13 protein-coding genes, 1 other RNA gene and 1 pseudogene are annotated in these 14,877 nt (G+C 31.5%); 13 read left to right on the plus strand and 2 right to left on the minus strand.

Annotation, left to right across the window (positions count from 1 at the left end):
- The first annotated feature begins 127 nt into the window (after positions 1-127).
- The 9 genes and pseudogenes from NST35_RS06510 to NST35_RS06550 all read left to right on the plus strand — a co-directional run bounded on the left by NST35_RS06510 (position 128) and on the right by NST35_RS06550 (position 9,672).
- A complete protein-coding gene (locus NST35_RS06510; protein ID WP_001832769.1) occupies positions 128-445 on the plus strand; it encodes a nucleotide pyrophosphohydrolase in 318 nt (105 codons plus the stop codon).
- A gap of 21 nt (positions 446-466) precedes the next feature.
- Positions 467-1,609: an N-acetyl-alpha-D-glucosaminyl L-malate synthase BshA gene (bshA, locus tag NST35_RS06515; protein WP_002457682.1), complete on the plus strand. Its 1,143-nt coding sequence runs from the start codon at positions 467-469 to the stop codon at positions 1,607-1,609.
- Positions 1,599-2,801 (plus strand): CCA tRNA nucleotidyltransferase, encoded by a 1,203-nt coding sequence (locus NST35_RS06520; protein ID WP_002457681.1) that lies wholly within the window; start codon positions 1,599-1,601, stop codon positions 2,799-2,801. The genes bshA and NST35_RS06520 overlap by 11 nt, the downstream gene beginning before the upstream one ends.
- On the plus strand, positions 2,788-3,759 hold the full coding sequence (locus NST35_RS06525; RefSeq protein WP_002475196.1) for a biotin--[acetyl-CoA-carboxylase] ligase: 972 nt from the start codon (positions 2,788-2,790) through the stop codon (positions 3,757-3,759). Before NST35_RS06520 ends, NST35_RS06525 begins: the two co-directional genes overlap by 14 nt.
- Before the next feature lie 24 nt (positions 3,760-3,783).
- Positions 3,784-6,492 (plus strand): helicase C-terminal domain-containing protein, encoded by a 2,709-nt coding sequence (locus NST35_RS06530; protein ID WP_002457680.1) that lies wholly within the window; start codon positions 3,784-3,786, stop codon positions 6,490-6,492.
- Between the two features lie 120 nt (positions 6,493-6,612).
- Positions 6,613-7,906 (plus strand): annotated as a pseudogene (gene asnS, locus NST35_RS06535) (asparagine--tRNA ligase).
- A gap of 93 nt (positions 7,907-7,999) precedes the next feature.
- Positions 8,000-8,686, plus strand: a complete 687-nt coding sequence (locus NST35_RS06540) for a DnaD domain-containing protein (protein WP_002446459.1) — start codon at positions 8,000-8,002, stop codon at positions 8,684-8,686.
- On the plus strand, positions 8,676-9,335 hold the full coding sequence (gene nth, locus NST35_RS06545) for an endonuclease III (protein WP_002446458.1): 660 nt from the start codon (positions 8,676-8,678) through the stop codon (positions 9,333-9,335). The genes NST35_RS06540 and nth overlap by 11 nt, the downstream gene beginning before the upstream one ends.
- A gap of 4 nt (positions 9,336-9,339) precedes the next feature.
- Entirely contained in the window at positions 9,340-9,672 is a 333-nt protein-coding gene (locus NST35_RS06550; protein WP_002457679.1) for a YpoC family protein, read from the plus strand.
- Positions 9,673-9,856: 184 nt separating this feature from the next.
- Here NST35_RS06550 and NST35_RS06555 read toward each other — a convergent pair whose 3' ends face one another.
- Together NST35_RS06555 and recU are read right to left on the minus strand one after the other, a co-directional pair.
- Positions 9,857-12,088 (minus strand): transglycosylase domain-containing protein, encoded by a 2,232-nt coding sequence (locus tag NST35_RS06555; protein WP_002457678.1) that lies wholly within the window; start codon positions 12,086-12,088, stop codon positions 9,857-9,859.
- Positions 12,085-12,711, minus strand: coding sequence for a Holliday junction resolvase RecU (gene recU / locus NST35_RS06560; protein ID WP_002457677.1), 627 nt, complete (start codon positions 12,709-12,711; stop codon positions 12,085-12,087). Before recU ends, NST35_RS06555 begins: the two co-directional genes overlap by 4 nt.
- Before the next feature lie 343 nt (positions 12,712-13,054).
- On the opposite strand from recU, the gene NST35_RS06565 reads away from it, so the two are divergent.
- From NST35_RS06565 to rnpB, 4 genes are all read left to right on the plus strand, one after another.
- Positions 13,055-13,387, plus strand: a complete 333-nt coding sequence (locus NST35_RS06565; protein ID WP_002457676.1) for a YppE family protein — start codon at positions 13,055-13,057, stop codon at positions 13,385-13,387.
- 11 nt (positions 13,388-13,398) lie between these two features.
- Positions 13,399-13,965: a DUF1273 domain-containing protein gene (locus NST35_RS06570; RefSeq protein WP_002457675.1), complete on the plus strand. Its 567-nt coding sequence runs from the start codon at positions 13,399-13,401 to the stop codon at positions 13,963-13,965.
- A 13-nt stretch (positions 13,966-13,978) separates the two neighbouring features.
- The gene (gene gpsB, locus NST35_RS06575; protein ID WP_001831034.1) at positions 13,979-14,317 is read left to right on the plus strand and encodes a cell division regulator GpsB; all 339 of its coding nucleotides are present in this window, start codon (positions 13,979-13,981) and stop codon (positions 14,315-14,317) included.
- Between the two features lie 68 nt (positions 14,318-14,385).
- Positions 14,386-14,769, plus strand: an RNA gene (gene rnpB / locus NST35_RS06580) — RNase P RNA component class B.
- Positions 14,770-14,877: the final 108 nt, after the last annotated feature.

The following is a 14,877-nucleotide window of genomic DNA, read 5'->3' on the forward strand; positions in this document are numbered from 1 at the left end:
TACCTTTTTTATTTGAATACGTGACAAAAGCCTATCTTTTAATACATATTAAACATTGCACTTGAAATGCAAGGCACTTTATTTTGTAATATACTATATAAGAATAGCGATAAAGGAGTACTTTCATATGAAATCTATGGAGCAAATGCAACAAGAAGTTGATGACTATATCAGTCAATTTAAAGCTGGTTATTTTTCACCACTTGCCAATCTTGCAAGAATGACAGAAGAAGTTGGAGAATTAGCACGCGAAATAAACCATCATTTTGGAGAGAAAAAAAAGAAAGATACTGAAGAAGATAATACAATTAAAGCTGAATTGGGAGACAATTTATTTGTTTTACTGTGTATTGCAAACTCTCTGAACATAGATATGACAGAAAGCTTTAATGACACGATGAATAAGTTTAATACAAGAGATAAAAATCGCTTTGAAAGAAAATAATTTAAGAAAGGATGGGCACAAATGAAAATCGGTATAACATGTTACCCGTCCATGGGTGGTTCTGGCATTATTGCTACAGAACTCGGTATTAAAATGGCAGAACGTGGCCATGAAGTTCACTTTATTACCTCAAATATACCCTTTAGAATACGCAAACCTTTACCTAACATGACGTTCCACCAAGTTGAAGTCAATCAATATGCCGTATTCCAATATCCACCATACGATATTACATTAAGTACAAAAATTTCTGACGTTATACAAGAATATGATTTAGACATATTGCATATGCATTATGCTGTACCTCACGCTGTATGTGGTATATTAGCTAAACAAATGTCAGGTAAAGACGTCAAAATTATGACAACACTACATGGCACTGATATAACAGTGTTAGGTTATGACCATACTTTACAAAACGCGATAAAATTTGGCATAGAACAAAGTGATATTGTGACAAGTGTTAGTCATTCACTAGCACAGCAAACTTATGAAATTATCAATACTCAAAAGGAAATCATCCCTATATATAATTTTGTACGGGAAAATGAATTCCCAACTCGTCATAATGAAGAATTAAAAGATTGTTATGGTATCTCTTCTGAAGAAAAGGTACTGATACATGTTTCTAATTTCAGAAAAGTAAAACGCATTGATACAGTGATTGAGACATTTGCAAAAGTTCATGAGAGTATACCGTCCAAGTTGATACTTTTAGGAGATGGCCCAGAATTAATCGATATGCGACATAAAGCACGAGAGCTCGATGTGGAAGCACACGTACTCTTTTTAGGCAAACAAAATGACGTAAGCGCATTCTACCAACTATCTGATTTAGTATTACTCTTAAGTGAGAAAGAAAGTTTTGGATTAACTCTCTTAGAAGCAATGAAAACAGGCGTCTTACCTATAGGGAGTCGTGCAGGTGGTATTAAAGAGGTCATCAGACATGAAGAAACTGGATTTATAGTAGATATAGGAGATAGTACACAAGCTGCAAAGTATGCTATTAAACTTTTATCAAATCCAGAATTATATCAAAAAATGCAATCCCAAATGCTGAAAGATATTGAAGCAAGATTTAGTTCAGATTTAATTACTGACCAATATGAAAACTATTATCGAAAGATGCTAGAACAAGGTGAGAACAGCAATGAGTCATGAGATATTTGAACAAGCAAAACCTATTTTAAAAAAGATTCAAAATAAAGGTTTTAAAGCTTATTTCGTTGGTGGATCAGTACGTGATTACATCATGCAACGACCTATACATGATGTTGATATTACTACCAGTGCAATGCCTGACGAAATAGAATCTATATTTGATAAAACCATACCAGTGGGTAAAGAACACGGTACGATCAACGTGGTCTTTCAAAATGACAATTATGAAATCACTACATTTAGATCTGAAGATGAATACATCAATCATCGTAGGCCCAGTGAAGTGTATTTTGTAAGAGATTTATATCAAGATGTTCAACGTAGAGATTTTACAATGAATGCTATAGCAATGGATCTAAATTACCAGTTGTATGATTATTTTAATGGTCAACAAGATATAAAAAATCGAGTAATTCGTACTGTTGGTGTACCAAGTGAAAGGTTCGCAGAAGACGCGCTTCGTATCATTAGAGGATTACGTTTTCAATCACAACTTAATTTTCAAATTGATTCAGACACATTACATGCAATGTCTTCTCATATTTCAGATATACAATATTTATCCGTTGAACGTGTAGTAGTAGAGCTTAAAAAGCTTATCATGGGAAACAATGTTAAACAAAGCTTTGAAGTCATGCAAAACATGAAAGCATTTAATTATATACCTTTTTTCAAATCATTTGAGATGTCTCATCTTCATATAGATGAGCCCATCACATTTGAACTTTGGATTGCAATCTTAATCGTCCAACAACCAAAAGATGTACAATTAAGCTCCTTGAAAATTAGCAATCAAGAAAAAGCAACTATCAAAAAATGGATTACACTCATCCAAACATTGCCTAAGATACAGTCAAAGCAATCTTTAATAACATTAGTATATGATTACAATTTAAAAGATATTGAAATCCTATTATCATTACATCATTTGCTTAAACAAAATGGGCTTACAACAGCCAATCACTTAATCATTAATGAAATAAGTGTTCGCGAAGCAAATAAAAAATTACCTATCCATTGCAGAAAAGAATTGGCAATAAATGGTAAAGATATACTCAATCATACGAATAAAAATTCAGGACCATGGCTAAAAGATACACTTAGAGAAATAGAAATCGCAGTCATATCAAATCAAATAGCCAACACTAAAGAAGAAATATTAGAATGGGTGGATGCACATGTCAAAATATAGTCAAGATGTCATTAGAATGTTGTATGAACATCAATCAAATTACATATCAGGGCAATATATTGCCAATCAACTCAATATTTCTAGGGCAGGTGTCAAAAAAGTTATTGACCTATTAAAAGAAGATGGTTGTGATATCAAGTCAATAAATCACAAAGGCCATCAACTGAATTCATTACCTGATCAGTGGTATAGCGGTATTGTAAAACCCATTCTTGATGAACTTGGCCTTTTTAATCATCTAGAAGTTTATCACACTGTAGATTCAACCCAATTAAAAGCAAAGAGAGCACTCGTTGGAAATAATGATACATTCTTAATCTTGAGCGATGAACAAACAGAAGGTCGAGGTAGATTCAATCGTAATTGGGAATCATCTAAAGGAAAAGGATTGTGGATGTCACTTGTACTAAGACCTGACGTACCTTTCTCTATGATACCTAAATTTAATTTATTTATTGCTTTAGGTATTAGAGATGCTATTCAACAATTTTCGAACGAACGTGTAACCATTAAATGGCCAAATGATATATATATTGGTAATAAAAAAATTTGTGGATTTTTAACTGAAATGGTTGCTAACTATGATGCAATAGAAGCAATAATTTGTGGTATAGGTATAAATATGAATCATGTTGAAAGTGATTTTGATGAGGATATTAAAGATAAAGCAACAAGTATACGTATGCATTCAGATAGTAAAATTAATAGATATACTTTTTTAACTACATTATTAACTCAAATTATACATCGATTTGATCAATTTTTACATCAAACTTTTGAGTCAATTCGAGAAGAATATATTCACACTACAAATATATGGCATCGTCAACTTAAATTCACTGAAAATGATCATCAATTTTTGGGGGAGGCCATAGATATTGATTCAGATGGATTCCTTATAGTTAAAGATGAAGAAGGTCAATTACATCGACTTATGAGTGCAGATATAGATTTATAAACACAAAAATGAGGAGCGGACATTATGGGAATAGCAACATTTGCAGTTGTGGATTTAGAAACAACTGGAAATCAACTGGATTATGATGAAATCATTCAAATTGGCATTACATTTGTACGTCAGAATCAAGTCATTGATACATACCATTCAATGATACGTACCGATTTAGAAATTCCACCGTTTATCCAAGCCTTAACTTCTATAGAAGAAGAAATGTTGGTACAGGCACCTTATTTTAATGAGGTCGCAGATGACATTTATCAACTTATCAAAGACTGTGTTTTTGTTGCACATAATATCTCATTCGATCTTAATTTTATAAAAAAAGCTTTTGAAAAATGTAATATTCAATTTAAACCTAAAAGAGTCATGGATACTTTAGAATTGTTTAAAATCGCATTCCCTACAGACAAAAGCTACCAGTTAAGCGCATTGGCTGAATCACATCATATCCCGTTAAATAATGCACATAGAGCAGATGAAGATGCAACAACAACTGCTAAATTGATGATTAAAGCTTTTGAGAAGTTCGAGCAATTGCATTTAGATACTCAAAAACAACTGTACTATTTAAGTAAAAATCTCAAGTATGATCTTTATCATATTTTGTTTGAAATGGTTAGAAATTATCAAACTAAACCGCCTAACATCCAATTTGAACAATTTGAACAAATTATTTACCGTAAACAAATTGATTTAAAAAAACCGGCTGTCAATTTTGATGGTACCTTAAAAGATTTATATAAAAATGTTACTCAATCTTTAAATCTTACATATCGGCCACAACAGTTATACCTAGCCGAAATTATACTTGATCAGTTGATGCATAGTGATAAAGCAATGATTGAAGCACCTTTAGGTAGTGGAAAGTCTCTTGCTTATCTGCTTGCAGCAACAATGTATAATATTGAAACCGGTCGTCATGTAATGATTTCAACAAATACAAAATTATTACAAAGTCAGCTATTAGAAAAAGACATACCATTACTCAATGATGTTTTAGATTTTAAAATTAACGCGTCATTAATCAAAAGTAAAAATGATTATATATCTCTTGGTCTTATCAGCCAAATTCTTAAAGATGATACAAGTAATTATGAAGTAAATATTCTTAAAATGCAGTTACTTATTTGGATAACTGAAACAAATACTGGGGACATACAAGAATTAAATCTTAAAGGTGGACAAAAAATGTATGTTGACCAAAAAATTGAAACATACGTTCCAGTTCGTCATGATATCCATTATTACAATTATATAAAAAGGAATGCTCAAAACATACAAATTGGTATCACTAATCATGCGCACTTAATTCATTCAGACAGCGAAAACACTATATATCAACTATTTGATGATTGCATCATCGATGAAGCACATAGATTGCCTGACTATGCGCTAAATCAAGTTACCAATGATTTAAATTATTCAGATGTTAAATATCAATTAGGACTTATTGGCAAAAATGAAAATGAAAAACTACTTAAAGCAGTAGACAAACTTGAGCAACAACGTATTTTAGAGAAACTAGATATTGCACCTATAGACGTTTTTGGTCTAAAAATAAATATCAATGAGTTACATGATTTAAATGAGCAACTATTCACTACAATTTATAACATTATTCAAACATCAGACGTTTATGATGATGACATTCATAAGTATCATTACGTTTATGAGTTTGAAACGAGTGAGATTTTAAAAGATTTACGTTCAATCATAGATAAATTAAATAAAACAATAGAAATATTTAACGGAATGAATCACAAAACAATCAAGTCCATACGAAAACAATTATTATACTTACATGACAAATTTAAACTTATCGAACAAAGTATAAAAGATCACCATACTAGCTTTATTTCAATTAAAAATTTAGCACAAAAATCAACAATCCGACTCTTAGTCAAGGATTATGATGTTAAGGATATCCTGACGAAACAAGTACTTGAAAAATTTAAGTCTCTTACATTTATATCAGGCACATTAGCTTTCAATCACTCATTTAAAGCATTTCAAAATTGGTTTAATGAAGATATAGACTTTAATACATTTGAAATATCAACACCTTTAACATCATCCAACCATACAAATGTTTTTGTGCCCAATGATGTTGAAACGTACAATTATAAAAATTTAGACGATTATGTAGCTTCAATTGTTGACTATATTGTTGAATACATTACAGTAACACAGTCGAAATGTCTTGTCTTATTTACAAGCTATAAAATGATGCATATGGTTCAAGATTTGTTAAATGAATTACCTGAATTAGAAGATTATGTCATTTTAACCCAACAGCAAAACCAAAATTATAAAATTGTTCAACAGTTTAATAACTTTGATAAATCAATACTTCTTGGAACATCAACATTTTTTGAAGGTTTTGATTTTCAAGCCAATGGCCTTAAATGTGTAATGATAGCTAAATTACCATTTATGAATAAACATAATATTAAATACTGGCTCATGGACTCTGAATTCACATCAACTTTTAAAGATTATGTATTACCTGATGCTGTGACTAGGTTTAGACAAGGTCTCGGACGTCTTATTCGACACGAAGACGACAAAGGACTTATTGTGTCATTTGATGATCGACTAGTAAATAGCACATATAAAAACTTTTTTGCTCAATCACTAGAACATTTTAAACAACGAAAAGGTAACATTAAACAGTTTAATAAATTACTGAATCAAATACAGAGGTCTATCGATAATGAGAGTAAAAGCTAGCTTTTTAGAAATTTATAATAAATCATATCGTATGATTCCAGTTACTCAACTTGTAGAAGTTAAAGGCATATTTTGTTAAAATAAATGAGTATTTAAAAAGAAAAATATAGGAGTTTGGTTATGAAGACTACGATTAAACAAGCGAAAAAACATCTTAACCAAGAAGTAACAATTGGTGCTTGGTTAACTAATAAACGTTCAAGTGGTAAAATAGCGTTCTTACAATTACGCGATGGTACAGGATTTATGCAAGGAGTAGTAGTAAAATCTGAAGTAGATGAAGAAACATTTCAAACTAGCAAAAGATATTACTCAAGAATCATCTTTATATATCACAGGAACGATTACAGAAGATAATCGTTCTGATTTAGGCTACGAAATGCAAGTTAAATCAATCGAAATTGTACATGAAGCACATGATTATCCTATTACACCAAAAAATCATGGAACAGAATTTTTAATGGATCATCGTCACTTATGGTTACGTTCAAAAAAACAACATGCTGTCATGAAAATAAGAAATGAAATCATCCGTGCAACATATGAGTTTTTCAATGAAAATGGCTTCACTAAAATTGATCCACCTATTTTAACAGCAAGTGCACCAGAGGGGACAAGTGAGTTATTCCATACAAAATATTTTGATGAAGATGCATTTTTATCACAAAGTGGGCAATTGTATATGGAAGCAGCCGCAATGGCTCACGGACGTGTTTTTTCATTCGGCCCAACTTTTCGTGCAGAAAAATCTAAAACACGTCGCCATTTAATTGAATTCTGGATGATTGAACCAGAAATGGCCTTTACAAATCATGCAGAAAGCTTAGAAATACAAGAACAGTATGTGTCTCACATTGTTCAATCTGTTTTAAATCATTGCCAATTAGAACTCAAAGCTTTAGATAGAGATACAACTAAACTAGAAAAAGTTGCTACACCTTTCCCTAGAATTTCTTATGATGATGCTATCGAATTCTTGAAAAAAGAGGGATTCAATGATATTGAATGGGGTGAAGACTTTGGTGCACCACATGAAACAGCAATCGCTAATCACTATGATTTACCAGTATTCATTACAAATTATCCAACTAAAATTAAACCATTCTATATGCAACCAAATCCGGACAATGAAGATACAGTATTATGTGCTGATTTAATTGCGCCTGAAGGTTACGGTGAAATTATTGGTGGTTCCGAACGTATTAATGATTTAGAATTATTAGAACAACGCATTAATGAGCACGAATTGGATGAAGAAAGTTATAGCTATTATTTAGATTTACGTCGTTATGGTAGCGTACCACATAGTGGTTTTGGCTTAGGCTTGGAGCGAACAGTAGCTTGGATTTCTGGAGTTGAACATGTTCGTGAAACATCTCCATTCCCACGTTTACTTAATCGCTTATATCCATAATTGATTATTCGTATTTATGTTCAAAATACCATTTTTGAAACGTCCAGTCATTTTAAGGCTGGGCGTTCATTTTAAATAGGAGGTAGTAATATTATGGATCTAATTCAATTAAAAACAAGACCTGTTGTTATAAGACGAGAATTGTTTGATCATTATTCAGAGTTAGGTTTGGATGAACAAGATTTAGTTATTTTGATAAAACTTTTATATGCATCTGAAACTTCTAATAAGCAACCTTCTATTGAGTTTCTTCAAAAAGGATCAACTATGGAACCTCGTCAAATTACTTCCGTAATACAAAACTTAATTCAAAGAGAATTATTAGAACTCAATGTTAATAAAGACGAAGAAGGTAAATTCACTGAATACATGAATTTAGATCCCTTCTATCACAAATTAAATCAATTATTAAAACATCAATACTTAAAACATGAGGAACAAGATAAAAAAGAGCAATTTAAGCAATTGTTTCAGTTAGTTGAGCAATCGTTCGGCAGACCACTATCGCCGTATGAAATTGAAACATTAAATCAGTGGATTGATGTCGATCACCATGACTTATCAGTTATACAAGCCGCTCTTGATGAGGCACTTAGCCAAAATAAACTTAGTTTTAAATATATTGATCGTATTTTATTAAATTGGAAAAAGAATAATGTGAAAACAGTTGACGATTCAAAGAAAATAAGAGAACAGTTTAACAAACCAAAAATGAAGCATGTTGTTAAAAAGGTACCTAAATTTGACTGGTTGAATGGAGAGAATCCTAATGATAAGTAAGAAAAAAGCATTACAAATGATTGATGTTATAGCGGATATGTTTCCTAATGCAGAATGTGAGTTAAACCATAGAAATGCATTTGATCTTACAATAGCTGTATTATTATCAGCACAGTGTACTGATAATCTAGTCAATCGTGTTACGCAATCATTATTTAGAAAATATCGAACACCCGAAGATTATTTAAATGTGAGTGATGAAGAATTACAAAATGATATACGCTCTATTGGATTATATCGCAATAAAGCCAAAAATATAAAAAAATTATGTCACTCTTTAATTGAACAATTTAATGGTCAAATCCCACAAACACATAAAGAATTAGAGAGTCTAGCTGGAGTGGGACGTAAAACAGCAAATGTTGTAATGAGTGTTGCATTTGGAGAACCTTCTTTAGCTGTCGACACTCATGTTGAGAGAGTTTCTAAACGTTTGGGAATTAATCGTTGGAAAGATAATGTAAGACAAGTAGAAGATCGATTATGTGATATTATCCCAAGAGATAGATGGAATAAAAGCCATCATCAATTAATATTTTTTGGGAGATATCATTGTCTTGCTAGAAAACCTAAATGTGAGATATGTCCATTGTTAAATGATTGTAGAGAAGGGCAAAAACGACATAAAGCAAAGATAAAGGAGGCGTGATGATATGATTGAAAAACAGGATTTCAATCATATAGAAGACCAACTTGATCAACTAGCAAGTAATAAACAACTCAAAACACCAGAAGCTAGGGAACTTTTAGATACTTATTTCGATTTAATCATTAACTATTTTAAACAAATAAATAACATAGATGAAATTCATTTTAATCAACTCGATACATATCCAGTGGTTCCAATGAATTTTGATGAACGCTATCATTATATGGTTGCACGTAAACACCATTTTATGGGCTATCGTCAAATGAAAACATTGAAATCAGAATTAATAAAAATGAATGCATCTTATCTAATTAGAAAGCAACGTCAACAAAAATAAATTTAATTTTAATTATTCTATTTTATACCTATATCAACATTCATAATTCACATTCGATGTAGTTAATCAAATTAATTAATAACTAGAGAACTCAGATTATTACTGTACATGCTAAATTTACTTTTCTAGGACAGAAAAAGCTCCAATTTCATTTTCTTGAAATTGGAGCTTTAAGTTTAATTATTTATGAAACTTTATAATCGAATATAGAGTTTAAATTGAATAGACGTGTAAATGTATTGCCTGAGTTACCTTGACTGGCACCATTTGTACTATTCGAGCTGTTTCCACTTGATGCTGAGTTAGAGCCACCATTTGATGAAGAAGATGTATCGCTACTTCCATGAACACTACGGTTAGTAGTATTATTATCAGAATGACCTGATACAGATAGACTGTCCGGTGAACTTCCTTGTACATCATTAGGCTTTTTGAAATCTTCACCATCTTTAGATGAGATACTAGACATCACATCTTCATACAAGTATTGTGGATACTCTTGTTCTGAATGACCGATAAATGAATTTGTTCCATATTGTTTAACCTTATTGAAGCCCATCCATACCGACATAGTATATTCTGGACTGAAACCATTGATCCAAACATCTTTGGCAGCATTATCAGGTAAATTATACTTTTCGTATATTTCTTGTCCATACGTACCAGTACCAGTTTTCGCACCCATGTTTACGCCTGACACACCATGTCCATAAGCCGAACCATATGCTTTAAATGTACCTTTAAGAATTTCAGCTAACATATATGATGTATAGTCTTTCATAGCTTTGTGACTCGTATGTTCATACTCAATTGTATCTCCTTCATGAGTAACAACTTTTTGTATTGAATGCGCATTATTATAAGTACCACCATTTGCTATTGCTGCAAAAGCGGAAGCTAGTTGAGTAGGTGAGAATTCTGATGAAGATCCACCTAATACTTCTGAAGGTCCAATTTTGCCACTATAATCCAATCCTAATTTAGATGCAAATTTCTGAGGTGCATCATTACCAGCTTGACTTTTAACTTGTTGCCAAGTTTTTAAAGCTGGAATATTGAAACTTTGACGCAATGCATCATAGATAGAAACTGTTCCATGGCCTTTCGTATCATAGTTCTTGAATTGAGAACCATCTACCCAATATGATGATTCGTCTTGAATCGCATGATTCGTTGACCACTTCATATTTTCTATTGCAGGTCCATAAGCTAAGAAAGGTTTTAATGATGAACCAGTAGGGTGAGGGTCAGTAGCTTGGTTTCTTTCAACAACATTTTTATAATTACGTCCACCTGAGATCGCAACTAATCCACCAGTTTTACTATCTAGAATTGTTGCACCAACTTGTTGGTCTTCATTCTTGTAGAAAGAACCGTTGTTAATTCGGTCTTGTAACGTTTGTTGAACATCTTTATCCATATTAGTATAAATTTTTATACCACTTTGAAGAACTGAACCTAAATTTTTATCCTTAAAGTACTTGTTATTCATTAATTCAGATTGAACGAAATTAACGTAAGAATCATACTCAGGATTTTTTTCATTTCCAGTGACTTGACGTTCTTTTTTAGTACGTTCAACTAAGTTAGCTTTAAGATCAATTTTCTTAGCATTCGCATATTGTTTATCATTAATACGGTTATGTTTATGCATAAGATAAAGCACAGTATCTTTACGATTATTAGCTTCCTTAGGATTGTTGTAAATGTTGTAAAGGTTAGGAACTTGAGGTAAACCAGCTAGATAAGCTTCTTCAGCTAAATTTAAATCCTTCATATCTTTGTTGAAGTAATATTTAGCGGCGGCCTTAATTCCAGTAACGCCATCCGAATAATAAATCTTATTCATGTAAACTTGGAATATTTCATCTTTGCTGTACTCTTGTTCTAATCTATAAGAAAGATAAGCTTCTTGTGCTTTACGACCGATAGATTTTTGTTGTGTCAAGAATGAGTCTTTTACAACTTGTTGTGTAAGTGTAGACGCACCTTGAGAACCAAATCCACCTGTTAAGTTTTTACCAATGGCACCAAATAAACGTTTGTAATCTAATGCTCCATGTTGGTAGAAACGGTTATCTTCAGTAGCTAAAACAGCATTTTTCATGTCTTTAGGAACATCTTTGATATTCACATGTTCATGTCGCTGTCCGTTATCAAGTGTTTTTACAAGTTCTCCGTTTTTATCGTAAATCTTTGCTGGAATTGGATCATCTAATTTTGATTCGCTAAATGCTGGAGCTTTCCACGCATAATAAGCAAACAACAAGATGCCGAGTAGCAATAGAACGAAAAAGGCAATAATCATAAAACCTATAATCTTAATAATCGTTCTCTTTACATTCCTATTCTTTTTTCCATTGGACTTCCCATTGTTGTTCTTTTTAGGTTGGGAAGACCCTTTATTTTCCGTCATACGCGGTCCTCACTTTCATCTAATATCAACTTATCAACTGCCTTGAGGTAATTCAATCTTGGTTGATATTGATAAGGAATATGGTAACCATTTTTCCGAATTTCTTCAACAGTTATCGACTTTTTAATATTATTAATGTATCTGTGCCAATATTTTTCAAATTTTGAATAGGGTAAAAGATACACTTCATCAAGCGATTTAAAACGTATCATTAAAAAGACAATTCCTTTTTGATGATATGTATTTTTCATATGTTCTACTTGATGTGCATGAATATTATTGAGTGGAAATGAAGTTTTGTTCTTAGTTTCTTTAGCTTCAAAATCAATGTAATATCCATTATAGACACCATTATAATCAGTTGTTGAAGGAGTGCGAAAATAAGCCTCATTTATTACAGCCTTACTACGTTTCGGATAGTGAACATTAACTATTTGAACCGGAGTTGGCTTTTTATGAATAACTGCTATGCCACTTTTAAGATAGAAAGTATTCGATTGTTCAATATCTTTCTCAAGTGTCATACCTCGTCCACCATATTCAATATTACTTGAAAATGGCGAACTCTTACGTCCGTCCAAAGGCTTATTTTTAGAGTATGGTTTACCATTTGGATAATTCATCATAATTCACCACACAAGTTTGTTCCTATTTTATACTAAATGATTATTTAAAATTATAAAATTAAAACAAACTATCGTATTTGAATGTATATGTCACAAAGAAAACATACATCAATCACTATTTTAACTTGCTTATGCCAATCTGTCACGATTTCTTTCATAAATGAAAGATAAATGTAATCTTCAAGTTAATAAAATTCCATAAATTTCATATTTTTTTATTTAGTATTACTAATAGAATTTAACAAACCAAAAATATCATTTTCTAATTTTTTACTCTATGTATATTTCCATGACTTTCGGATTTATAATATGTTAAATTAATTAAGTAGGAGGCATCTAAATGTATCAAATCATTAAACAATTGTTAGAGGATATTGATGAAATGAATTATAGGTATCAACATGTAAAAATTAACGGCGGTTCATTCGATTTTTATAAAGATGTTGAACCCTATGTCAAAAATATTGATAATCATTTAGAGGCACTCAACTGTTACTCAAAAAGCATTACAGAAACACAATATATGAGCCAACAAAAGTTAGATTTATTGATATTAAATATACAAAAGCTTTCTGTAGATTGTCATTTTCCTAGAACGAGCCGTAAATTATTTGTCGAAAAACTTAAAAGTGCCCAGTACGATTTAAAAAATATTTTATCGAATTATGTTTAGTGAGGAAAAAAATGGTTAAAACTGTTTATATTACTGGCTATAAATCTTTTGAACTCAATATCTATAAAGATGATGCACCAGAAGTATATTATTTAAAGCAATTTATAGCTCATAAATTAAAACATCTTCTAGATGAAGGTTTAGAGTGGGTATTGATACAAGGACAAATGGGTATAGAATTATGGTCTGCTGAAGTAGTGATTGAACTAAAAAAAGACTTCCCAGATATTAAACTAGGTATAATTACGCCATTTCTAGGTCATACACAACGATGGAATGATAAGAATCAAGCTAAGTATACAAATATTATACAACAAGCCGATTTTACTGAAAGCATTCATCACACTGAGTATATGGGTGCCTATCAATTTAAACAAGCAGATCAATTCATGCTTGATCATACCGATTACACTATTTTAATTTATGATGATGAACAAGAGGCAAGCCCTAAATACTTTAAGGATATGTTAGTTGAATTTATGGAAAAAACAAACTATACTTGTGATATTGTGACGTTTGATGAACTCACTGACTTCATCAACGACTTGCAGTGGTCTCAAGATCAAAGTTTCGAATGAGGTGGAAAAAAAGATGTCAGATGTTTCATTAAAATTATCAGCGAAAGATATTTATGAAAAAGATTTCGAAAAAACTATGGCAAGAGGCTATAGAAGAGAAGAAGTAGACGCTTTTTTAGATGATATCATTACAGATTATCAAAAAATGGCGGATATGAACAATGAAGTAGTAAAGCTTTCTGAAGAAAATCACAAATTAAAAAAAGAACTTGAGGAATTAAGATTACGTGTTGCTACATCAAGACCACAAGACAATAAAAACTTTTCTTCAAATAATTCAAGCAGTGCTTCAAATAATGTAGATATTTTAAAACGTATTTCAAACCTTGAAAAAGCAGTATTCGGTAAATAAAATTTTTACTTATTTCGTATAAATTTTATGACTTTACACTTAAAATTATGTTATAATCTCAAAAGTGATATTTCGGGTAATCGCTATAGCAATATAGAGGAAAGTCCATGCTCACACAATCTGAGATGATTGTAGTGTTCGTGCTTGATGAAACAATAAATCAAGGCATTAATTTGACGGCAATGAAATAACCTAAGTCATTTGATATGGTTAGAATAGTTTGAAAGTGCCACAGTGACGTAGCTTTTATAGAAATATAAAAGGTGGAACGCGGTAAACCCCTCGAGTGAGCAATCCAAATTGGGTAGGAGCACTTGTTTAGCGGAATTCAACGTATAAACGAGACGATTTTTACGCGAAAGTAAAAATATGTAGACAGATGGTTACCACCGACGTACCAGTGTAACTAGTACACATTATGAGTACAACGGAACAGAACATGGCTTACAGAAATATCATCACTAGTTTAGCTCTCCCATTTATGGAGAGCTTTTTTAATTGAAATCATAATTGATTTAGAATAATTTGTTACAATATACACTTTACATTTATGGTTTTCC

It is taken from the genome of Staphylococcus sp. FSL W8-0304 (genome assembly GCF_038006565.1).
Classification (GTDB): domain Bacteria; phylum Bacillota; class Bacilli; order Staphylococcales; family Staphylococcaceae; genus Staphylococcus; species Staphylococcus epidermidis.

Excerpts from the sequence above, each read along its gene's own strand:
- NST35_RS06540 (WP_002446459.1), top strand. The coding sequence starts at position 8,000 with ATGGATCTAATTCAATTAAAAACAAGACCTGTTGTTATAAGACGAGAA.
- nth (WP_002446458.1), top strand. The coding sequence starts at position 8,676 with ATGATAAGTAAGAAAAAAGCATTACAAATGATTGATGTTATAGCGGAT.
- NST35_RS06525 (WP_002475196.1), top strand. The coding sequence starts at position 2,788 with ATGTCAAAATATAGTCAAGATGTCATTAGAATGTTGTATGAACATCAA.
- NST35_RS06510 (WP_001832769.1), top strand. The coding sequence starts at position 128 with ATGAAATCTATGGAGCAAATGCAACAAGAAGTTGATGACTATATCAGT.
- NST35_RS06550 (WP_002457679.1), top strand. The coding sequence starts at position 9,340 with ATGATTGAAAAACAGGATTTCAATCATATAGAAGACCAACTTGATCAA.
- NST35_RS06565 (WP_002457676.1), top strand. The coding sequence starts at position 13,055 with ATGTATCAAATCATTAAACAATTGTTAGAGGATATTGATGAAATGAAT.
- gpsB (WP_001831034.1), top strand. The coding sequence starts at position 13,979 with ATGTCAGATGTTTCATTAAAATTATCAGCGAAAGATATTTATGAAAAA.
- NST35_RS06520 (WP_002457681.1), top strand. The coding sequence starts at position 1,599 with ATGAGTCATGAGATATTTGAACAAGCAAAACCTATTTTAAAAAAGATT.
- bshA (WP_002457682.1), top strand. The coding sequence starts at position 467 with ATGAAAATCGGTATAACATGTTACCCGTCCATGGGTGGTTCTGGCATT.
- NST35_RS06570 (WP_002457675.1), top strand. The coding sequence starts at position 13,399 with ATGGTTAAAACTGTTTATATTACTGGCTATAAATCTTTTGAACTCAAT.
- NST35_RS06530 (WP_002457680.1), top strand. The coding sequence starts at position 3,784 with ATGGGAATAGCAACATTTGCAGTTGTGGATTTAGAAACAACTGGAAAT.
- recU (WP_002457677.1), bottom strand. The coding sequence starts at position 12,711 with ATGAATTATCCAAATGGTAAACCATACTCTAAAAATAAGCCTTTGGAC.
- NST35_RS06555 (WP_002457678.1), bottom strand. The coding sequence starts at position 12,088 with ATGACGGAAAATAAAGGGTCTTCCCAACCTAAAAAGAACAACAATGGG.